Annotated in this window: 16 protein-coding genes; 4 read left to right on the top strand and 12 right to left on the bottom strand. The window is 28.6% G+C overall.

Going from position 1 to position 23,932, the window contains the following annotated elements:
- Positions 1 to 12: 12 nt before the first annotated feature.
- From cysS to EBB51_RS06915, 4 genes are all read right to left on the bottom strand, one after another.
- On the bottom strand, positions 13 to 1,431 hold the full coding sequence (gene cysS, locus EBB51_RS06930) for a cysteine--tRNA ligase (protein WP_123053791.1): 1,419 nt from the start codon (positions 1,429 to 1,431) through the stop codon (positions 13 to 15).
- 93 nt (positions 1,432 to 1,524) lie between these two features.
- The gene (locus EBB51_RS06925) at positions 1,525 to 2,670 is read right to left on the bottom strand and encodes an iron-containing alcohol dehydrogenase (protein ID WP_123053790.1); all 1,146 of its coding nucleotides are present in this window, start codon (positions 2,668 to 2,670) and stop codon (positions 1,525 to 1,527) included.
- Between the two features lie 97 nt (positions 2,671 to 2,767).
- Positions 2,768 to 3,715 carry an AEC family transporter gene (locus tag EBB51_RS06920; protein ID WP_123053789.1) on the bottom strand — a complete coding sequence of 316 codons (948 nt, stop codon included), beginning with the start codon at positions 3,713 to 3,715 and terminating at the stop codon, positions 2,768 to 2,770.
- 34 nt (positions 3,716 to 3,749) lie between these two features.
- Positions 3,750 to 5,642, bottom strand: coding sequence for an LTA synthase family protein (locus EBB51_RS06915; RefSeq protein ID WP_190285239.1), 1,893 nt, complete (start codon positions 5,640 to 5,642; stop codon positions 3,750 to 3,752).
- 330 nt (positions 5,643 to 5,972) lie between these two features.
- Here EBB51_RS06915 and EBB51_RS06910 point away from each other — a divergent pair, with 330 nt between their 5' ends.
- On the top strand, positions 5,973 to 6,680 hold the full coding sequence (locus tag EBB51_RS06910; protein ID WP_123053787.1) for a TerC family protein: 708 nt from the start codon (positions 5,973 to 5,975) through the stop codon (positions 6,678 to 6,680).
- Between the two features lie 118 nt (positions 6,681 to 6,798).
- Here the strand turns inward: EBB51_RS06910 and EBB51_RS06905 are convergent, their stop codons facing one another.
- The 4 genes from EBB51_RS06905 to EBB51_RS06890 form a co-directional block, all read right to left on the bottom strand.
- Positions 6,799 to 8,073: an L-serine ammonia-lyase, iron-sulfur-dependent, subunit alpha gene (locus EBB51_RS06905; protein WP_123053786.1), complete on the bottom strand. Its 1,275-nt coding sequence runs from the start codon at positions 8,071 to 8,073 to the stop codon at positions 6,799 to 6,801.
- A gap of 168 nt (positions 8,074 to 8,241) precedes the next feature.
- Positions 8,242 to 10,014: a sigma 54-interacting transcriptional regulator gene (locus EBB51_RS06900; RefSeq protein ID WP_123053785.1), complete on the bottom strand. Its 1,773-nt coding sequence runs from the start codon at positions 10,012 to 10,014 to the stop codon at positions 8,242 to 8,244.
- A gap of 300 nt (positions 10,015 to 10,314) precedes the next feature.
- Complete coding sequence (locus EBB51_RS06895) at positions 10,315 to 11,133, bottom strand: ABC transporter substrate-binding protein (RefSeq protein WP_123053784.1); 819 nt, start codon at positions 11,131 to 11,133, stop codon at positions 10,315 to 10,317.
- Positions 11,134 to 11,262: 129 nt separating this feature from the next.
- Entirely contained in the window at positions 11,263 to 12,471 is a 1,209-nt protein-coding gene (locus tag EBB51_RS06890; protein WP_123053783.1) for a metallophosphoesterase, read from the bottom strand.
- A gap of 230 nt (positions 12,472 to 12,701) precedes the next feature.
- On the opposite strand from EBB51_RS06890, the gene EBB51_RS06885 reads away from it, so the two are divergent.
- The gene (locus EBB51_RS06885) at positions 12,702 to 13,553 is read left to right on the top strand and encodes a DegV family protein (protein ID WP_123053782.1); all 852 of its coding nucleotides are present in this window, start codon (positions 12,702 to 12,704) and stop codon (positions 13,551 to 13,553) included.
- Positions 13,554 to 13,571: 18 nt separating this feature from the next.
- Positions 13,572 to 14,582: an AI-2E family transporter gene (locus EBB51_RS06880; protein WP_123053781.1), complete on the top strand. Its 1,011-nt coding sequence runs from the start codon at positions 13,572 to 13,574 to the stop codon at positions 14,580 to 14,582.
- A 47-nt stretch (positions 14,583 to 14,629) separates the two neighbouring features.
- Here the strand turns inward: EBB51_RS06880 and EBB51_RS06875 are convergent, their stop codons facing one another.
- Positions 14,630 to 14,917, bottom strand: a complete 288-nt coding sequence (locus tag EBB51_RS06875; protein WP_123053780.1) for a hypothetical protein — start codon at positions 14,915 to 14,917, stop codon at positions 14,630 to 14,632.
- A gap of 224 nt (positions 14,918 to 15,141) precedes the next feature.
- On the opposite strand from EBB51_RS06875, the gene EBB51_RS06870 reads away from it, so the two are divergent.
- Complete coding sequence (locus EBB51_RS06870; RefSeq protein ID WP_123053779.1) at positions 15,142 to 15,975, top strand: methyl-accepting chemotaxis protein; 834 nt, start codon at positions 15,142 to 15,144, stop codon at positions 15,973 to 15,975.
- Between the two features lie 71 nt (positions 15,976 to 16,046).
- Here the strand turns inward: EBB51_RS06870 and EBB51_RS06865 are convergent, their stop codons facing one another.
- The 3 genes from EBB51_RS06865 to EBB51_RS06855 form a co-directional block, all read right to left on the bottom strand.
- On the bottom strand, positions 16,047 to 17,807 hold the full coding sequence (locus EBB51_RS06865; RefSeq protein ID WP_243103811.1) for a stage V sporulation protein D: 1,761 nt from the start codon (positions 17,805 to 17,807) through the stop codon (positions 16,047 to 16,049).
- A gap of 100 nt (positions 17,808 to 17,907) precedes the next feature.
- The gene (locus EBB51_RS06860; RefSeq protein ID WP_123053778.1) at positions 17,908 to 21,234 is read right to left on the bottom strand and encodes a cell wall-binding repeat-containing protein; all 3,327 of its coding nucleotides are present in this window, start codon (positions 21,232 to 21,234) and stop codon (positions 17,908 to 17,910) included.
- A 187-nt stretch (positions 21,235 to 21,421) separates the two neighbouring features.
- The gene (locus EBB51_RS06855) at positions 21,422 to 23,911 is read right to left on the bottom strand and encodes an MBL fold metallo-hydrolase RNA specificity domain-containing protein (RefSeq protein ID WP_190285238.1); all 2,490 of its coding nucleotides are present in this window, start codon (positions 23,909 to 23,911) and stop codon (positions 21,422 to 21,424) included.
- Positions 23,912 to 23,932 lie beyond the last annotated feature (21 nt).

Raw genomic sequence — 23,932 nt, 5'->3', positions numbered from 1 at the left:
AATCCTCAATTCTTACTTCTTTAATTTCCACTTGGTTCCTTCTTTAGAATCTAAAATTTCAATATTCATGGAATTTAATTTATCTCTAATTTCATCTGCTTTAGTCCAATCTCTGTTTTGCCTTGCAGCATTTCTCTCCTGTATAAACTTATCTATAAATTTACTATCCACATTTGAATTTAAACCTTCTTCTATATATACATCCATTAAATTCATAGACAATACTTTATCAAAATCTTCTATCAAGGTACACTTTTCCTTATTCGTAAGTTGATTGTCTTTAATAACTTTCCATAAAACAGTAAATACATTTGGTATGTTCAAATCGTCACTGAGTTTCTCTACAAACTTATTTCTGTAATCATTTATTTTTTCTAAATCTAGCCTATCTTCTTCTTTAACTTCTTTTATTAAATTTGATACTTTATTCTTTAATTTTTTATATCCATTTTCCGCATCCTTTAATGCGTCAAAACTAAACAATAATTGTTTTCTATATCTTGATTGAAGACAAAAATATCTATAAACTAGCGGATCAAATCCCTTTTCCTCTAGTTTATTTAATGTTAAGAAGTCCCTTTTAGATTTTGACATTTTTCCATTATCTAATACAAGAAATTCTCCATGCATCCAATAATTTACCCATTTATGTCCTAATGCAGCTTCTGATTGTGCTATTTCATTTGTATGATGAACTGGTATGTGATCCACACCGCCGCAGTGAATGTCTATTTTTTCACCTAAATACTTTATTGACATTGCAGAACACTCTATATGCCATCCTGGAAAACCTATTCCCCATGGTGAATCCCACTGCATTACTTGATTTCTAAACTTGGAATTTGTAAACCACAGCACAAAATCTAATGGATTCTTTTTGTACTCGTCTATTTTTATTCTACTGCCAGCTTTTAATTCATCCATAGTCAAATTAGCCAATTTATTATAATCTTTAAATTTATCAATTGAATAATACACATTGCCATTAGAAATATAAGTATATCCTTTATTTTCTAGAACTTTTATTAAATTTATCATATCATCTATATGATCAGTAGCTCTGCACACTATGGTTGGTCTTTCTATGTTTAATTTGTTACAGTCTTTAAAGAAAGCTTTTTCATAATAATTTGCTATATCCCAAACAGTTTTACTTTCTCTTTCAGTACCAAGCTGCATTTTGTCAACTCCATAGTCTTCATCTGACTGAAGATGACCTACATCAGTTATATTCATAACATGTTTTACATCATATCCAACATATCTTAAAGACTTTTTTAGCACATCTTCAAAAATATAAGTTCTCAAATTTCCTATATGGGCATAGTCATAAACTGTTGGTCCGCAAGTATACATACCAACTTTGTTTTCATGTACAGGAATAAATTTTTCTTTTTTACGCGATAGTGTATTATAGATATAGAAATCCAATTATTTATTCCTCCTTTCAATGATTAATATTACATAAATATTGTTAACTATTTTCCAAAATTTATACTTTTTTTATTAACAAACCGTTTTAACCTAAAAATCTATATCATGTCCGTAATAAACATATTTTAATATTTTAACTATATCCTCCTCTGAAATCTTTATGTGATTTATTTTGGTAAAATATCTTACTAAGTTTTGCACAAGCATAAATAAGTTATTTTCAAATTTCTTTTCATCAATTCCAACTTCCTTTAAGCTTTTTGGTATGCTTAATTTGCTATTCAGTTTTTTTATTGAATTTATAAAATCTTCTACTCCTATGTACTTACCTAGCTCCTTTAACCTTGAAACTATTGTTATATTTCTAGTACTATATTCTAAAAAGTAAGGCAATACTATAGCATTTACAAGTCCATAATTTAAATTAAACTTTGCACTGATAGAAGCAGATATTGCATCAATTATTTCGCTGCTAACATTATTAAATGCAAGTCCTGAAATACACACATAATTTTGTACTTTTTCCCTAAACTTTATATCACTGCTTTGACAAGATAATGGTAAATACTTAAATAATCCCATAATTGCTTGTCTACATAAACACTTAGATATATCATTCAAATTATCATCTAAATAACATTCGATTACATGAGATATTGCAATCATACCTGTTTGCGCCGCGATAGAAAATGGCATATTAAGTGGTATAATTGGATCTAATATTACTACATCTGGAATAAATGCAGGAGTTTTGAGTTTTATTTTGGCATCATTATCCTTTAAACACATAAGGCAGCTTCTTGTAACCTCACTTCCGGTTCCTGAAGTGGATGGTATCGCAATTAGCTTTAGATATTTTCTTTCTGTAGGAAGCTTAAAAGAAAGTATGTTTTCAAAATTTATATTTTGATTTTCATAAATAATAGTTAGAATTTTAGCAGCATCTATAACAGATCCACCCCCTAATGCTATAACTGTATCAGGTTTAAACTTTTTCATTGCATCTAAAATATCCATTATAATATTTATCCCTGAACTTTTAGTAATTCCAGAATGTATATACACAGGATAACCTTTGCTGCTTAAAATTTTTTCTGCTTTTTGAATTATCCCACTTTCAATCATGGATTTATGACCAGTCACAATAAATGCTCTACCAACATTTATTTCTTTTAAACACTGCATACAATTTTCGCCCATTATTATGCAGCTTCTTCCAAATACAAATTTTTTCATCTAATTTACTCCCTCCTACAAAATATCCTCTTATTAATAATTATATTCCAAAATCATCAGTATATCATCCATAATTTTGATTCTAATTATTTATATTCTACCCTAATATCATCATGTATAATGGTATAACTACAGCACTTAGCACAGTTGTAACTACAGTCATAACAGTAGCATATTTGTAATCAGCATTATAACTTTTTGCAACTATAGCTGTATTAGTCATAACCGGCATAGCCGCTTGTATAACAAATACCTTCTTCATTAAGATAGGTATAGGCCAGTAATAAGCTGCTATAAATATTAAAAGTGGAGAAATTAAAAATCTTCCAACAAGTACTGCTACCATGTCCTTATCTACTTTTACTTTTTCGGATCTAAAAGAATACAATGTTATTCCTATGAATAACATTGACAGCGGCGTAGTCAAGTTTCCAAAATAATTACATGTATCTAAAATAAATTTAGGCACATGTATATTAAGGATTATAAGTATTATAGCTGCTATAAAGCCTAGAAGCGGCGGAGAAAATATCCTTTTTAAGGTTTCTTTAGAAAACATACCTGGATGTTTGCCTTGATGATTTTCTCCATCCATACAAATTCCATAACTACCTATAGTCCAAAAGAATGTAGTATTGGCTATGTAATAGATAAGCACATATGGTATGCTTTTAGTTCCAAACAATGCCATATTTACTGGAAGTCCTATAAATATTGAATTTGATACAAAAAACATTGACCTAAAAGTTCCTATTCTACCTTTTTTAACCCTAATAACTTTTGAAACGACAATAGCTATTAAATATGTTACAGCCATAGACGAAAAGGGAATTATAACACCCTTACCCAAATGAACTAATTTGTTTCTGTCAAAATTACCTATAATATTAGATATCATAAGACAAGGTAGTGATAATCCACATACAACTTTTGCAAAAATTGCTGCTGTCTTTTCATCAAACCACTTTTTATATGTAAGTATACATCCTATAGTAATCATTATTATTATACTTAAGATACTTTCTAAAGCACTTAATACAATCATTCTAATTCCCCTTTTCCCTAGTTTTTTAAATCAGCTATTTAGTATTTAAGTTTTTTAGTAAATTATGTTCTAAAATATCATCAGAATAATTAAGTTCTTTCGCAGCATCATTTTTATCTTTTTTTAAGTTTTGTGTTTCATTTACTTTTTTACCTGTTTTTAAATCATAATAACTATTAACCCACGGAATATATAAAATATTATCTTTTATAAAAGCTCCATTCTTGAATATAACTTTTTGTTCACTTGTATTGAATAAGTCTCTTCCAAATACAAATTTAGCTTTTAAATCAAATATATTTGACAGTGTCGGGTAAATATCCATTTGACCACAATACCTATGATTTACGCCCTTAAATTCAGAATTTGGAAAATGTATAAACATAGGTACTTTTTCAAGATTAAATTTATCAAATTCATTTATATTTTTCTCTCCTAAGAAACTATATAATTGATTTATATTATTGTCACCTATAGCATTGTGATCGCCATACAACACTATAATCGAATTTTGCATAATCCCTTCTTTTTGAAGTTTATCTAAAAACATTCCAATTTGTTTATCCGTATAGTGAATTGCATTAAAATAATCTCCTAAAAATGTACCTTTATAGTTTCCAACATCAAAATTGCCAAATTCATTGTTTTTATCTTTAAATGGATAGTGACTGCTTAAAGTTATTACAAAAGAATAATAAGGCTGCTTTAAATCTTTTAACCTATCCAAAGTTTGATTAAAAAAAGATTTATCACTTAATCCCATACCTATCTCTTCATCCATGTTAAAGCTTTTTTCACCATAATACTTATCAAATCCCTCACTTTTGTACATAAGTGGTCTGTTCCAAAAGTCTTCCATGTGTCCATGAAAAACTGCAGTATGGTAACCCTTTTCTTTCATTTTACTTGGGAGTGAATCCAATTTGTTAGCACTATAAGTATAGTAAACTGGCGACATATTTGAAGGATACATAGAATTATTTATGATAAATTCGGCATCAGAAGTATTTCCTACACACGTTTGAAAATAAAAATTATCAAAATACATACTTTGATTTATCCATTTATTTAAGTTTGGAGTAATGTCTTGTCCATTTACTTTTTTATTGATTACAAATTGCTGTAGTGATTCTACTTGTATTATAATCAAGTTTTTATCTTTTCCACAGCCATTTAACTTTTTTATTTGACTGCTTTGATTATTTTTATTGTCTAAAAAAGTAAACACTTCTTTTTTTTCTTCATCGGATATACCTTTCAAACTATCTTTATTGTTATTTATAAAATTAAATGTATCTATTAAGTGAAAATTTATACATCCAAGATTTCTAGCAATATATACCTTATTGCTCATTGTATTTATAAGCTGAGGTTGATCTATTGATATTTTCTCTATTTGAGGCATATCTAAAATAATTCCAATGCCTAAGAAAAGCAAAAACATAAAAAAGTTATATTTAAAACTCTTGTATATATTTTTATGTACTAGAAATAAGTGCAGTATCACAAGTATAATCAATAAATCTATCATATAAGGTATACATTTATAAATCATTTGACTATTCAACAAATATTTAAATTTAAAACCATTTGAAAATATATACTTTATGGATACATCAGTTATCAGCCCATCATATTTATAATAAAAAAGCAAATCTCCAATTATAAATATTGTAAATATTACATCTAAAATATATAATACAATATATCTTTTGTCCCTAAATATAAAACTTATGCTCATAATTATAAGTATTGATGAAACAACTGGAACAAAGATATCTTTATAGTAAAAATACACTGGATTTATTTGATTACCAAAATTCATTATCTTGATATAAAATACAATAAAGAATAATATTACATCAAAATTCATCTTAATAACTAACATTATCTTTTTCAAAATTCTTATAATCATCTGCTTATTCATTGAATCCTCCATTTGTAATTATGTCACATATTTTTAAATAATCAAAGACAGGAAATAGTAATATTCTCTTTTAATGTATCACTTTTCACCTCATATTTGTCTGATTAAATTTGAATACATTCTAAAACATCGTTTCATTATAACATAAATTTATTTTTTTATGATATCATAACATACGAATAAAACTTCATATATTATATAAATGTATATTGTTGCCACAAAATGTAATTGATATTTTAATTATTATGTGGTAAAGTATATTATATTAAGCAAGTTAACTTACCTCTTATTTTAATATCTTATATTTTTTTAAATTGGAGTGATGACAATATGGATTCTTTAATAAATTCAGTTATAGGGGTTCTACAAATTACTTTACTAGATATAGTTTTAAGTGGAGATAATGTAGGAGTAATTGCATTAGCTACTAAAAATTTACCTCCAAAACATGCAAAACTAGTTTCAGCTATAGGTGTATTTGCAGCAGTTCTGCTGAGGATTATCTTTACATGCTTTGTATCATATATACTTATGATTCAATGGCTTCCAATAAAGTTAGTTGGTGGATTACTTCTCATAAAGATAACATGGGATTTTATAAAACCAAGTAGTAATGAAGAAAATAAATCTCATGTAAATTCATCTAATAATGTTATGAGTGCAATACTAAGTATAGTAGTAGCAGATGCAACAATGAGTCTTGATAATGTACTAGCTATAGCTGGTGCTGCAAATGGAAATGTAGTACTCATAATATTTGGACTTTTACTCAATATCCCAATTATATTCTTTGGAAGTCAATACGTAGCAAAACTAATGCAAAAATATCCGATTGTAATTTATATAGGCGGAGCAGTACTTGCACATACTGCATTTAAGATGTTATTAGAGGATAATCTTATAGCATCCTTTATGCCAGATATCCTAGAACTTGTAATACCATTTGCAGCTGCTTTTATAACAATAATTTATGGTATGTATATGACAAATAGTTTCAAAGGACATAATAAAAAAAATAACTCCTATTCATCAAGATAGGGTTATTTTTTTCTCACATTTTAGTAAAATCACTATATTAAAACTATAAGTGCTTACGATTTTTTTAACTAAAATCGTAAGCACTTTTAAAACTTTTAAGTTTATTTAAAATAAGCTCTTAATTGCATGATTCCATCATTACATCTAATATTACGTCATCGGTACTTGACATGCCTTCATTTGATACTCGTGCTAAATTTTGTATTGTCTTTTCAACGCTTTCAGATAATATACCATCTTGATCTGGTATAAATATATTTTTTATAGCCATCTTAGCAGCATCAATTGCAGCGCCTACAGATATTGCTAGTTTATAAGAGCAACCAACTTTAGCACCATCACATATCATTCCACTTATTCCGGCAATCATATTTTTAATGTCTCCTTCTATTTGCTTCATGCTTCCATCAAGTAGATATGTGATTCCAGCTGAAGCACCAACACCAGCTGCTACACCACATCCACATACTGGAGATAAAGCTCCTGTATAACTTTTTACATAGATTGTTATAAGATGGCTTAAAGTAACACTTCTAATTATCTTTTCTTGCTGTATATTCATCTTTTCTCCTATTATTGCAATTGGAAGTATCGCAACAAGACCATGGTTTCCACTTCCTGCACTGCTCATAACAGGCAGTGCATGTCCTGACATTCTAGCTTCTGAAGCCGCTGAAGTTATTGCTTTTGCATAGTTTTCTATATCTCCTTCATCACTTTTAAACATATTTCCAATACCAATTCCCAAATTGTATTTAAAACAATCTAGTGCCATTCTCTTATTCATAACAATGCCTTCATTTATAAACTTTATCTTATCAAAACTTACTGTGTCTACAAATTCTTTTAAGTCTGATATTTTGAATTCCTTTATTCTATCTCTAATAGAAACTTTATTTTCAACTTCTGTCTCACAATTTTCGCTTGAAATAGGCATACCATTTTTCTCAAGCAGAACTATATTTAAATGCGTTTTTCTTATTATAACCCTTGACGTATTATTTTTACTACTTGCTGCAACTTCAATATATAATCCATTTGTGTCTTTTTTCAAGCCAAGATTTATAATGTTTTTCTGAATCAATTTAATAGCATCATTTAAACTATCATTTGTTACTTCTTTTAAAACTTCAAGTTTATATTTTGATTTTCCAATAACTAACGCTAGCGCTGCTGCAACTTTAATTCCCTTTTCATTTGTACCTGGAATTCCAACTTCTTTTCCATTTTTCATTATATTTCTATCAACATATATATCAACTTTTTCTACATCTTCTTCTAGCAATTCTTTTGCTTTAGCCACTGCATAAGCAACTGCAGTAGGCTCTGTACATCCAAGTGCAGGAACCACCTGATCCTTTAATATATCTAATAGTAGTTCATCATTTTTCATATATTATATACCTCCCTAATTGCTATTAAATATTTTATATTAAATTTAAAGCAAGTTTCATGCCAGCATATAACTATATTCTTATATACTTTTAATACTAGAAATTAAACTCATTAGAGACTATATAATAACTTTATATAAATCATATTAATTATCAAAGATGATAATTTAATTATCATCTTTGATAATTTTTTCTCCAAGTTTTCTATAGAGAGTTGCTGTACTTATATTTAACTTTTTTGCTATCAATTTTTTGCAATCGGTATCATATCCGTAGCGTTCCATATAATCATATATTACTTGCTTTTCGAATTCCGTAACCATATCTTTAAATGTCTTATCTTCATCTATCCTACTCTTATTAGGTTCTATTCTTCCAGCTATAGTATTTAAAGTAATTATATCATGTTTTTCAAAATTAATAGCATATTCTATTAAATTCTGGAGTTCCCGTACATTACCAGGCCATGAATATTTAAGTAGTGCCTTTTTTGATTCTTCATCAAATCCCTTTATATTTTTACCATATACACTGTTATATCTATTTAAAAAATATCCTGAAAGTTGTATTATATCTTGTTTTCTTTCTCTAAGGGCAGGTATATTAATTGGAATAACATTTAATCTATAAAATAAATCTCTCCTAAATTCATTTTTTTCAACCATTTTATACAAATTTTTATTTGTAGCAGCTATTATTCTAGGATTTACTTTTATTGTATTAACTCCTCCTACTCTCATTATTTCTTTTTCTTCAAGTACTCTCAAGAGCTTTACTTGCATATGAAGGGGTAAATCTCCTATTTCATCTAAAAAAATAGTTCCATCTTTAGCTAACTCAAATTTACCTATCTTTCCATTACTGCTTGCTCCTGTAAAAGCACCTTTCTCATATCCAAAGAGTTCACTTTCAACTAAGCTTTCTGGAATTGCACCGCAATTTATAGGCATGAAAACTTCACTTTTTCTATAACTTTCAAAATGAATTGCCCGTGCAAAAAGTTCTTTGCCAGTACCACTTTCACCCAACAGCAAAACTGGTACATCTTGTTTTGCTATTTGCTTTGACTCTTCTTTAACCTTGGAAAAGACTGGGCTATCTCCTATTATATCTTCAAAAGTGAAAATAGAATGTTTTTCATTTATTTTGAGTACAGATCTTTGCAATTTATTAAAGTCTTTAAAAGTTATAACTCCACCTGAAATTTTGTTGTTTACTTTTATAGGTTTTATTGAAAGTAAAAAATCATATCTTATATTACCCTTTTGTATTGTTATTTGTTCTTCCTCTAATAGATAATCATTTCTTTTAAACTTATTTATAAACTTACTTGGAAGAATTAAATTTATATTTTTACCTATTATCTCACCATTTTTTAATTTAAACTTTTCTCTTATATACTTATTTAGATTTAATATTTTATTTTTATTATCTATTATTATAATTCCTTCATTAACTGAATCTATAACAGTTAAGAGTTCTTTAGATTTATATTCAAGCTTGTTACTAAAATTTTTTTCACTTATATGTGAAGATATAAGCTCACTTAGTCTCTTCTCAAAATCTTTATAGCTGTCTATTTTTTGTAGAAAGTTTTCTTTTTGTGATTCATCAAAAACTATCATTGCCATAGCACCTTCTACTTTTCCGTCTATAATTATAGGTAAACATACCTCTGCTTTCTCATCACACTTTTCCCTTCCATCACATGTAACACATTCTTTGCAAACTTTAGGGTTTTTTATAAAATAAGGTTTTCCTGTTAAAACACATTTTTGAAACACAGAATTTTTTGGACCAGCATATCCTACTTTTTCTTTCAACTTACCAGTTCCAGCTATTCTAAGTAAATTTTTATTCATAATAGTTATATCTATACCTATAACAGCCTTTATGGTTTCAGCTATTGCTTGCAATTCGTCTTGTATTTGATTTATCATAGAAACTCCCCTCTTATCCAAATATGATAAACTCCAAGTTCACATTTTTGTTCTATTCACTAATTATAGTATATCATATATAATATTATATTATATTATAACTACATTAATGTAAATTTAGCAATGATATCGTGTTTGTGTCAAGTTATAAAATGATATTATATTCTTAAATAAAAAATAAGAGGGAGCTTCTCTGCACTAGATACATCTGCACCAAACATTTAACATATATACAGACACATGTTAAGTGTTTGTTGATGAAATCTATAGTGCAAAAGCCCCACTCTTTAAGTACATTAATTACATTTTGTAAATATCATATCCAAACCATTTTATTGAAAGTTTTGATAAAGTTCCATCTGCTTTAAGCTCATCTAAAGCCTTTTGAAGAGCTTCTTTAAGTTCTTTATCTTCTTTTTTAACACCTATCCCTTCAGGTTCCTTAGTCAGTCTTTCACTTAGTATCTTATATTTGCTGCTATCTTTCTTAGTATAATAGCCGCCAACTTGACCATCTACTATTAAAGCGTTAGTTCTTCCTATAGCTAAATCATGAAATGCTTCTGTTACCTTATCATATTTTTTAACTTCTTTAGCACCTTGAATTTTCATGGCAGCTTGCTCACCTGTAGATCCCAATTGAGCTGCCAATATCTTTCCCTTTAAATCATCTTTAGTTTTTATTGAATCATCTCCTTTTCTAGTTACAATTATCTGTCCGCCATCTATATATGGTCCAACGAAATCTATTTCCTTCTTTCTCTCTTCTGTCATACTTAAAGCTGAAATTATGGCATCAAACTTTCCAGACTTTAGTGCTAATAAAATTCCGTTAAAATCTGTAGTAGTAACTTCAAGTTTAACTCCTAATTTTTTAGCTAGTGCATTTCCAAGATCTATGTCGAAACCTACTAAGTTATTATTATCATCCCTAAATTCCATTGGTGGATAAGAATCATCTAATCCTATCGTAAGCTTACCAGAATCTTTAACTCTTTGCAGTGAGTTTACCTTTGATTTAGAGCTGCTGCTGGAATTATTACTACTTCCACATCCTGCAAACAGTGAAACTACCATCACGCTTATCATAACTGCAGACGCTATTTTAAATTTTTTCATAATATTTTCCCCCTTATTTGTTTTTTATAATTATACAATTAAATTTATAAATATTCAAGCATTTTTTTATTTTTGTAAATCATTTATTTTTTAAGCTTATTTTTAAGCATAATGGGGTTTTGCTTTAGTCTAATATGAAAATTTTCTATCTGTGCCTGCACCAAGCCTGTATATATTTACATCCCTATTTTTTACATCTACAGAAAAAACATCAAATGCATTTTCAGTATTTGAATTAGGACACCTAATTGGGGTATTAGGATTCATTCTTATAGGAACTGAATTTAATGTAGTTATATAAGTTATTCCATCTTTCTTTTCTAATGCATCTTTATGTACATGACCACTTATCATAGCTATGACATCCATTTTACCTTGTTTTCTAAAATCAACATTTACATTTTCAGCAAAATCACCATAATCATTTTTTGAACAATATGACTCTCCATTTTTAAAACTTTGAATAATATTAATCATTACATCACCATTTATTATTTTTTTGCGATGGTTTATATCCTCTTCAAAACACGCGTGGCTAAAAAATATGACTTTCCACTTGGATTTGTCTTTTTTATCCGAAAAATTTAAAGCTTTGTGTGCAGCCCAGTTTAATTGATCATTTGATACTGCATACTTATTTATACCATTATATTTTAATGAGCCATCCTTTTTGTATATAACTGGTAAATCATTTGTATTGAGTATTATTACTCTCAATTTTTGATTTGGGAAGTCCTTATAATAATAACTACCATATGGATTTTCATTATCTACTTCCACATTATTTTTTATTTTACTTATTGTACAATTATAAAATTCCTTTGGGAAAATTACATTATCAACAGAACGAGGTGTATTTCTTATATTGTAATAAGTATTATCATCATGATTTCCTTTAACTAAAAAAACATTCATATTATTTCCATACATGAGTTCTGAAACTGTCTTGTTTAAATTTTCAATTGACTTATACTTTGGAGAATATCCATCAACTATGTCTCCTCCAACTGCAATAAAACTTGTATCTATCATATTTCCAAGTTCCTTTACTTCATCAAGATGCCTTAATGCAGTTTTTCTAGAACTCCACTTTTGGTCATAGTGAGTATCAGTTATAAATTCAAATGTTATTGTATTACTATTTCTATTATCTATTACTTTAGAAGCTATTTTAACTAAGTTGTCTTTAGAATAACTTGGGAAATCATTTACTATATGTTCAAAGTTATCCCATGAATACTGATAAGAAGGCTTACTTTTGGTATACTGTATACTAAATATAAATATTATTAAAAACAACATGATTAATATTAAATTTATCTTTTTATTATTTTTCATACTAAATCCCCTATTTGAATTATATTTAATAAATGTATAATAATAATTATTAGATATAATTTAGCATTTAACAAGTTAAATTGTAAATATGTATACTAATATCTTATGCAATTTATTATAAACTAAATCATCATTTTAAATTTATATTATAACTATCGACATACTAGTATTGATAACTACATAATATTTGATATATAATTATATTTGATGATTGCAAGGAGGTTATTTAAATGTCAAAAATTGCTTTAGTAACAGATAGTACATCAGATCTAGATGAAGAAACTATAAAAAAGTTTAATGTAAAAATACTACCGCTAAGAATAATATATAAAGACAGTGAATACATAGATAGGGTTAACATAACACCTGAAGAGGTGTATGATAACTTGGAAAAAGAAGTTCCTCACACCTCACTTCCTTCCATAACTGATATAGAAAACTTATTTAATAGCTTAGAAAAAGAAGGGTATACTCATGTTATAGCTGTTTGTATATCTTCGGGATTATCGGGCACATATAATACGTTGAAACTAGTAAGTGAAAGTTATACTAATATGAAAATAACTGTGTTTGATTCAAAAGCATTAACATTAGGTGCAGGTGCTATAATAATAAAATGTGGGGAACTAATAAATCAAGGAAAAACTTATGAAGAAATTTTAGAATATCTTCCTAAGATAAGAGATAGTATATCAATATACTATATTGTAGATACGTTAAAATATCTAATAAAGGGCGGAAGAATAGGAAAAGTTTCCGGTACCGTAGGAGAACTTTTGAGTATTAAACCTATAATATCCATAAATGAAGATGGTATATATTATACTTATGCAAAAGTAAGAGGAAAAAAGAAAGCCATGCACAAAATGATTGAAATAATTCAAGATATATTAAAAACAGCAAAAGCAAGAGTCTGGGTACTTCATGGTGGTGCTGAATCCGAAGGAAAGCGTTTATATGAGCACTTCAAAGGAATTGACAATATAACATTTTTAGGTTTTGGAAATATAGGTCCAGTTGCAGGTGTACATACGGGACCTGGGCTCATTGGAATAACAATAATGAGAGAACTTAATTTATAACAAGGAGAGATTAACTGAATGGATTTTTTTAAAGAACTTTGGGCTAAAGAATCCTTTAAAAGATTTTTATTTTTTATAGGATTAATAATTATATTTTATCTTTGCAGATCTTTATTAGACCTATTTTTATTAACATTTTTGTTTACTTATCTTATGAATAGTTTACAAGAATTTATATTAGGTTATTTCAAGAAAGTTACAATTTTAAAGGAAAAAGTCATTACTATTTGCATATATTCAATATTATTTTTATCCATAGTACTTATAATTGTAAGATATGTACCGCAAATTATAATTCAAAGTAAAACTCTTATAAATCAAGCTGCTGATTTTGGTACAGCATCAAAATATAGTTCAAATATAATGCAAAAATACTTAAATACTGCACAAATTAATTTAAGCAATTATCTTAAATCTGGAGTAAATGCAACAATTGAGCTAGCTACTAATATAGGAAAATGGAGTGTAAATTCATTTATTGCAATTATGCTGAGTTTATTTTTTATACTTGAAAAGAGAAAAATTATATCTTTTTTAAAAAAGTTTGAAGACAGCAAAATCTCTGGGTTTTACAAATATTTTTGTTTCTTTGGGAACAACTTTTTAAACTCATTTGGTAAAGTTATACAAGCTCAAATAATAATAGCTTTTGTAAATACAGCAATATCTGTAACGGTACTTTTTATATTGAAATTTCCACAGCTTATAACACTTGGATTTATGATATTCATTTTAAGCTTGATCCCAGTAGCAGGTGTAATAATTTCACTAATTCCACTTTCAATTATAGCTTTTAAAATAGGTGGTTTAACTAAGGTACTTTATATACTTATAATGATTGCAGTAGTACATTCAATAGAAAGTTATATTTTAAATCCAAAACTTATGTCATCTAAAGTACACTTACCAATATTTTTTACTTTTATAATACTCATAGCTTCAGAACACTTTATTGGTTTTTGGGGATTACTTATAGGTATACCTCTTGTAATGTTTATATTAGATCTGCTCGATGTTAAAGTTAGATAAAAAATTATAAAGTATCTTTAAATTATTTAAAGATACTTTATATACTTTCAATCTTCTCTTTCATTTGAAGAAACATTCTCATAGTCTACATCCACAACTTTTTTATTTTGAAGATTAAACTCATCTTCAGTATCATATTTCATCTCTTTTTTCGCATTTTGAAAAGAGTCTTTTTTTATACTTTTAAAGTACCTTACAAGTTTAAATATTCCCCATGATACAGCTCCAGCGATTACAAGTATTGGTAGTATACGCATGAATATACTTATTAAAACTAACACTATTAGTAATTTCAAAACTGGTAAAAACTTTCTATACACAATATCCATTTTCATTTATCTCTCCTATCAATATAACATGCTTTAAATAATTATATCATATTTTAAAAAGATAGTATTTCATATCACTTAATAAAGTATTAATAATTTATTAATTTTTAATACTTTATTTATATAATATAAAATTATTCCATTAAATTTATGTTATAATAATTTTATCCTATAAATTCATATATTTTAAATATCTATGGATATTTTTATAAAAGGTGGTAATACTGATTATGTCTGAACAAACTTTAACTAATGAAATAATGCATTCCTATGAATTATTAATACCTTACATCAAACACTTTTTTAACTATGATGTACTATTTTCTATGTCAAACAAAGAAAAGTACCTTAAAATTTATGGTAATGAAAAGTTTAACTTGAATGTAAAAGAAGGTGATTCAATTTCATCTGAAGGATCCAATTATAAATGTATATTAGAAGGCAAGATTATCAAAAAAAGAATTCCCGAGGAAATATTTGGTATGGAAGTAGAATCAATATCAATTCCAATTTTTGATAATAGTACTGTAATAGGCTGTATTGCAATTGTAAAAAATTTAAACCAGAAGTACAAAATTTCAAGTTTATCCAAAAGCCTTTCCGATGCCTTGGAAAAGATAAGTAGTAATACAAATGAAATGGCTGCTAACATACAACATATGTCAGAGTCAAACATTAAAATCAGCGATGATATTCAAAAAACAGACGATCAAGTAAAAAATACAGATCAAATATTAGGATTTGTTAAAAACGTAGCTAAACAAACTAATCTTTTAGGTTTAAATGCCTCTATAGAAGCAGCACGTGCTGGTGAAATGGGAAAAGGTTTTGGCGTTGTTGCTCAGGAAATAAGAAAACTTTCAAATTCAAGCACTGATTCTATAAAAAAAATTGATGACACATTAAAACAAATTCAATCTTCAGTATCAAGTGTATCTAAAAATATGACTGAAATTACAAGTACATTTGATAAACAAGCTAGTTCATTTCAAGAAATAAATGCCTTACTTCAGGAGTTATCTTCTAATGCTGAAATTTTAAAGGAAATATCTAATTTATATTGATAAACTATACATATATTAAACATCTAAAATAAAGTGGAAAGCATGCATAAATTGCTTTCCACTTTATAATTTTACTTATCAAGTAAATTTTGTTCTCCCTTAATTGACATGTAATTAAAAACTTCACTAAATAATTCCTTGGCAAATGGTGCCGCTGTATCACTTGCATAATAGCTTCCATTGCTCGGACTATCTATACTTATTAAAACTGTTATCTTAGGATTTGAAGCTGGTGCCATTCCAACAAAGGAAGATATATACTTTCCTTCAACGTATCTTCCTGTTTCCGAATCAGCTACCTGTGCAGTTCCAGTTTTACCTGCTACATCCAAACCATCTACATAAGCATTTTTTCCAACACCTTCAGTAACAACTTTTTCTAAGTACTGGCGTAAAGTTGCTGCTATCTTTGGATCATATACTTTTCTTTTACCATAGTCATTAAACTTTCTGTCTTCAACTAACTTATTGTTATCATCAGCATGTCCTATGCTTTTCATGATATGAGGTCTTATCCAAGTACCACTGTTTGCAATTGAATTAAATGCAGCCATAAATTGAACTTGAGTTACAGCAACTCCCTGTCCAAAAGCCATTGTTGCCAAATCTACACTGTTCATTTTAGATGGATCCCTTAAAATTCCTGCAGACTCTCCTGGAAGATCAATTCCAGTTCTTTGTCCTATTCCAAGCTTTTTTGAAAAATCAACAAGCTTATCTTTCCCTATTTTTGAACCTAATTCCATAAAACCAACATTGCAAGAATGTTTAATTATATCACCAAAGGTTTCATATCCATGTCCATTCCAGTCCCAACAGTGAATTGTAGTATTCCCTATTTTAAGGCTTCCATTACAAACATATCCATCATCAACACCTATATTATTTTCCAGTGCACAAGCTGATGTAATAACCTTAAAAATTGAGCCCGGTTCAAAAGTGTCTTCAACATTTCTATCTTTGTAAAGCGTATTATCCTTAGGATTAAAATCCGGCTTACTTGTCATCCCCAGTATTTCACCGTTATTTGGATTCATTACAACAATGCTAACAGATTTGGCATTATTACTAGTTAAAGCCTTTTTTGCAGTATCTTCTACGTAAGTTTGTACAACTTCATCTATAGTTAAAACTACATCTTTGCCATCCACAGGTTTTACATAATCTGAATCCCCATATGGCAGCTGGTTTCCTTTAGTATCTTTTTCATAAGTACTTTCCCCTGGAGTTCCAGATAATTCTTTATCATATGATAATTCGACTCCAGATGTACCCTGTCCATTAAGATTAACCTGTCCAAGTATACTTGATAAGAAATCATTGTTTGTGTAATATCTTTTAGTGTCTGGTGACAATATAATTCCCCTTATTTTTAAAGCTTTTACCTTATCAGCTTGTGATTTTTCAACTTGTCTTTTAAGTACAACAGAACTTGTCGGTAATCCATTTGGCAGTGTCGTATTCATTGCCTTAAGTACATCATCAGATTTCATTCCAAGTATAGGAGCTAGCTCATTTGCTAAGTCACTAAATGTCATTTTCTTGTCCTTTAGTGTTTCTCTAAGTGTTTTTAAATCCAAATCAATTTGATAAGCATCTGAGTTTACAGCTAATTCATTTCCATTCCTATCGAGAATTCTTCCGCGCTTGGCATTAATTTTAACTTCACTTCTCTGCTGCTGTTCTGCAATTACTTTATATTTTGGTCCCATTTTTATCATTATATATCCTAACCTTACTATAATCATTAAAAAAATCACAGCTATAAGTATGAAGATAATCATAAATCTTTTTTTAATTATTGATTTTTTTTGTGGATTTTGTTTACCCAAATTCTCACTTCCTTTTCTTCTGTGATTGCATCATATACATATTATAAAATAAAGCTTAATAAATTGATATAATAAAACAAGGGGAGTATCTCCCCTTGTTTTATTTTGCTGTTATAGTTATACCATCTAAGTCATCTCTCGATGGACTGTATACAGCATAGCTATCATTATGCTCTTCTCCCCTTATATTAATACTAGAAGATACACTATTTGCAGTAACGGTGATTTTATCTCCAACGTTTATTAATCCATTATTAAATTTGTATACAACGTCATCCCCATCTACATCTACTGAGAGAGGAGTTAGTTTTTGGTTAGTTGTTTCATCTTTAAATGTAAAATCATCAATATAAGATGATTCTATATCATCATCTATCCTCTGATTAAACTGTAAACTTACAGTAGAATTATTTCCTGTTGACTTATTGCTATTTACTCTAAAGAAATTAGATTCAGTAAATGGCGGAATTAAGAGTGTATCTGAACTAGATCTCAAATCTCGTCCAGCTGCATCAACAGATTTTCCTCGAGATGCATATATAGTAGTAGTTGCACCTGCATCTTTTATATTTTGCACTTTATCATCATCGTCATCATTTGATCTTCCGTAAAACGTTAAAGTTACATTATCTCCATCAATTCTGGCCCTATCTGGATGCTGTCCATTAACAGAAAAATCGTCAGCACTTATAATATCTAAAGGTGCAGTAAGTGAAACTTTTACATTTATATCATTGCCATCAAAAGTTAATTTTGAACTATTTGATATGATTTTAGGACCATTACTATAATTCTGATCTATTACATCTGCAAAAGGTGCAGTCATAACAGTACCATTTGTATCTTTGACATTTGAAATACTTAATTTTGTTACATAATTTCCAGTATTTCCTCCACCAATTATATATCCTGAAGGAAAATCTATAATTACACTTTTACTATCAATACCTGGAATTAAAGTTGTACTGTTAGGCAACTTTTGGGTATCACCATTTCCATCCATAAAGCGATAATTATCAGCGTTTGTCATAGAAGATTCATCCATAACTTTATCAAAAAATACCACTAATTCATTGTCTGTATCCTTTGTCTTTACTACTGAAGAAATAGCTGGACCATCTTCTCCTTCTCCAGAAATCTTAGTTGTATAAGTGTCCATTACATTAGGTATCGAACTCTTATCCATGATATTTTTAATAGTCAAAGTATACGCCGAACTCTTTAATGATTCGCCACTGTCAATTTTAATATCATATGTTCTATCGCTGTCACTTCCAGAACCATAAACTTCATTTATACGATCAATTTTATAACTTACATCGTCTCCATCATAGTCATCAACTAGCGTATAATTGGATTTACTTGTTGCTGAACTATTGCTAACATCTTTATTAAACTTGACACGTATTGTATAATCATCAAGTTTACTTACAGTTGAAACTTTAGGCTTAACCGTATCATCTCCTCTTGTGAACTTTATATTGGTTTCTTTTATTCTATTCCCATAAGTATCACATACATCATTATCTATTACAATTTTATTTTCTCCATCTTTTAATAGGTAATCTACACCTTCAAGTTTTACAACAGTATCATTTGAATCACTATCAAAACTTATATCATCTGAACTCAAACTTAAAGTAGTACCATTTATCTTATAGTTACTATCTTCAAGGGCAGTTTCTTGATCCATAGGTCTATCATATGTTACATATACATCTCCAGAACTATCTCCTGTTACATTTGTAACCTCAGGTGTACCTGACTCATTATTTACTGTAAAATCTAATGAAGATGATACAGTAGAAAAACCAGCTGCATTATCATAACACTTATTTAAAGTTCCATCTGGAATTGTAAATGTGCTTTTACCTGATGGAAGTGGAGAATCAAAATAAAGTTCAACTTTATCAGTCCATTCTCCACATTTGTTATGAAATGTAGTATCTGACTTATCTAATCCATAATTTATAACGCTCTGCCTATTTATTTTCATCAAGTGTAGATAATCTTCATTTAATCTTATAGGCTGTGAAAATTCAACTATTAACTTATTTCCTCCTCTAGGTGTTACAGATTTAAGAGTAGGTACGGTAGTTGAAGAAAAGGTTATTTTCTTTTCAAATTTAGGTATGGTATTATTTAAGTCTTTATCTAATATGACATTTTTAATTTTAAAGTTTACATCCTTGCCTTGTGAATAAGGCTTTGCAAATGTAATTACAACAGTTCTGCCATCGTCTTGAAGTTCGGCTTCTCCGGCACCAGATGATATAGTCGTTCCGTCAATTTGATAATTGTCTATACTTTCTGCACTATTTTCGTCAACTTTTGTATTGAATAAAATTCTAATTTGATTTAATCCATTTGTAGTTACTGAATTTACAGTTGGTGTATCAGGCTGCTCATGATTTGCAACTGCATTATTTATCCTTGAAATTGTATTATCCGTTACTACCTGCTTTCCACCTATTACATTTAAATCAGTTGAATTGTTAGCTTTATTTTTAATATAATCTATGGCTTTACTTGTAGACTCAGAATTTTCACTATCAACTAGGACAAGTGGTGCATCAAACTTTCCAGCTAGTGACGAAGCAACCAGGGCATCTGCATATCCATCTCCACTTGCATTAGCTACATATAATTTGTCAGCTTTCAGCTCACTTTCAAACTCATTTAGTACATTTAAATTAGTTTCAAATCTATCAGAGCCTCCATTTACCCTCTTAACTGCACCCAGCTTATTATACATACTGTCATTTATTGCATAAGTTGTTCCAATGACTGTAACTTTAGAGTTATGAGTTTTTACAAAATCAAGTGTCGATTTCATAGAATCCTTGTCATTGCTTCCAAGTAAAAGTATTTGACCTTTAGCTGCTGTTACAGGTGCAACTGACAGTGCGTCTGAAAATCCTTCGCCGCTAACTAACATTACATCATCTGCTTTTACACCTAGTTTAATCAACTCATCAGCAACTGCAATATTTGTTTCATATCTATCTTTTCCATATAACTCAACTAAATTGTAATTTGAATTTTTAAGTTTATTTCGTACTGCTTGTGATACAGAAGCATTTCCTCCTACAATGTATACATTTTGAGGCTTTAAAGCAGTAATAGCATCGTAGGTACTGTCACTTAACTTTTCAGTTTCAGTTAAAAGTATTGGTGCTCCTAATTGTTTAGCAAGTGCAGAAGCACTAACTGCATCTGCGTAACCATTACCACAAACTAATACTACATCTTTAGCACTTGTCCAATTTGTCGCAGCAACCTTAGCTGCAGTTTCATATCTATCTGCTTCTCCAGTTCTCGTAACCTGTCCAGCTTGAGCCTTAACTGGCATGCCAGGTAAAGCTGCTGTTAAAATTAATGACATGAATACTGCTGTTCCCATATTTCTCATATTATCTTTTTCCATTTATTATCCTCCTAGTTTCCTTTATAATGTAGCATATCATTATTATACTATAAATTTAAAATTATAAATATGTATAAAGTTAAAAACATAAGTGTAAAATGATACATAAGAAATTAGAGTTAAACTTATAAAACATAAATCTAACCCCAGCGTTCTTTTATAGAATGTGCATTTAACATATTGTTGTTTATACTTTTTTAACTAATTTACATCCAGTTTTATATTCAAATTCTGACTTAAAATTTTCTATTCTTTCTTCTCCATTTAACGGTCTAATTTCTACAGATAGTTCTGAAGGATTGTATGAAGGATTTTTCTTTAAAGGTATTTCTTCACGATTACAAAGTATAATTGCAAATTTAATTATTTCATTTTGATTAACTGATTTTGATAAACTTATGTTCCATCCAATTTTTTGTGCTAAATACTCTAACTTTTTAATATATCTTTTTCCAACTTCGGGAGATATAAAAGTGAGTTCTATATATTTATTTTTTTCACTAACTTTTATACTCTTTTTATAAGGTTTAATCTCTTCATTTTTGAAGCTTTCATCTATATAATTTAAAGCTTGATTTTGTTCAATTTGCTTTGTACTTTCCATACATTCTATAATCTCATTTTTAACTTCAGACTTTCTTCCAGGATTTTGAACTACAATATTGAGTCCAGTCATATTTTTAAATTTATCTTCTAATTCTTTAGTCAAATAAAATGTTGAATTCATAATAACAATAACTTTTTTGTCTTGAAGTTTATATGATATCTTCTTTATATCTCCATCTATTAAAAACTGTCTTACAAGTGTGTCAACTGCATTTATATTTACGGTTTTACTTATTTCAACATTCCACTTAGTTTTTTTAGTAAAACTTTCTATAGACTCATCTATTTTTTTATCAACTACATAAGGAAAATCAAAATTTAAAATTACCTTTTTATCATCGTATATCAAACTTGCTTTTTTAAACTTGTAACAGCCAAAGTATTCATTTATGATGTCGTTTAATTCATTTGGTTTTAATTCTCTTTTTTTCGTAAGTTCAGCTGCTTCTTCCTTACTTATAGCTCTAAATAAAAATAGCCTTTTATTGTCACTTTCAAAATAAGGCGAATTAACTACAATCTGCTGCAAATTACTCAAATCACAGTTTTTAATTTCACTTTTTCCACTCCATATATATGATAATTGCTCAAGTGTAAACAATTTTTGTCCATATTTATTTAGTACAAAGTCCCATAGTTTTGCAATATTTTTTTCATCTATTTTTTCTATGGAATTCATAGTACTTTCTAAATCCCTTTTCCACTGTTTCCTAGGCTTTCTTATATTTACTTCATAAGTTTCGCCTGATTTAGGTACATAAACTTTTGATCTAACACTTCCAATTATATCTCTTGCAAAACTATCTATAACCTTTGGATCTCCATGAACTAAAAATATGTTGTTAGGTGTAAGTAAATCAATAACAGACTTTATTTCATTTTTATCTCCATGTGCGGATAGTCCTACATTTTTAACTTTACATTTAACTGGAATACTTTTACCGTTTAGTTCAATAACTTTGTCCTTAACATCTGGATTAAGTAAATTTAAAAGCTTTCTTCCAGGAGATTCTTCATCTTGATAGCCTGTTATAACTATATAAGCATTTTCCATAGGTGCTATCTTTTCTGCATAATATTGACTTGGCCCACCTGTGAGCATTCCAGAACTAGAAACTATTATGCAGCCTTCACTATTTTTTAATACCTTTTCTCTCATTTCACTATTTTTGATAGCTATTATATTATCATCATAAAATGGTTCTATTCCCCTTAGTATCTTTTTTCCTAAAGAATTTTTTAAATATAGAGGATTAAACTTATAAACTCTATTTATATCTTTAATCATGCCATCCACGTATATCTTTATATTTTTTATATATTTCTTATTTATGGCTTTTTTAATTATAAGAAGTACTTCCTGTGCTCTTCCAAGTGCAAAAGCTGGTATTAACATCTTCGAATTGTTTAATTCACATATCTTTACTAATTCTAAAAGTTTTTCCTCTTCAACCTGTCTATTTGAGTGAAGCTTATCACCATATGTAGTTTCAAATATTGCAGCATCAGGTCTAAGTTTAGGTACCTTTAGTCCTTCTACAGTTTTTTGTGAAAATATAGAAAAATCGCCTGAATAAAATAATGAACCATCCGGTGTAGTAATATAAATGCATGAAGCACCTGCTATATGTCCTGCAGAATAAAAAGTTATTTTTACGTCGGTAAATATCGAAAATTCAACTGAGTAATTAATTGTAAAAATTCTATCAAGCATATTTACCACATCATTTTCAGCATACAGTGGTATTTCAGCTTCTCTATTATTCATTATTTTCAAACTGTCATATAAAAGTACTTTCATGAGATCCTTGGTCATATTATTTGTATATATTTTGGCATTGGGATATTCCTTACTTATTATAGGCAGTGAACCAATATGGTCCATATGTGCATGACTTATAATTATAGCATCTATTCCACCTTTATCTTGTATGGTTCTAAAATCAGGCAGTGGGTCTTTTGAGCTTCCCTGCCTTATACCACAGTCCAACAATATATTTTTATTATAGATATTTAGCAGTATACAACTTGCCCCTACTTCGTATGCCCCGCCTAAAAAAGATATATTCACAAACATCACCAACCTAACTAT

The organism is Clostridium sp. JN-1 (assembly GCF_003718715.1).
GTDB lineage: Bacteria > Bacillota > Clostridia > Clostridiales > Clostridiaceae > Clostridium_AV.
The sequence above is the reverse complement of the archived record's forward strand: the minus strand, read 5'-3'. Positions and strand labels throughout refer to the sequence as shown.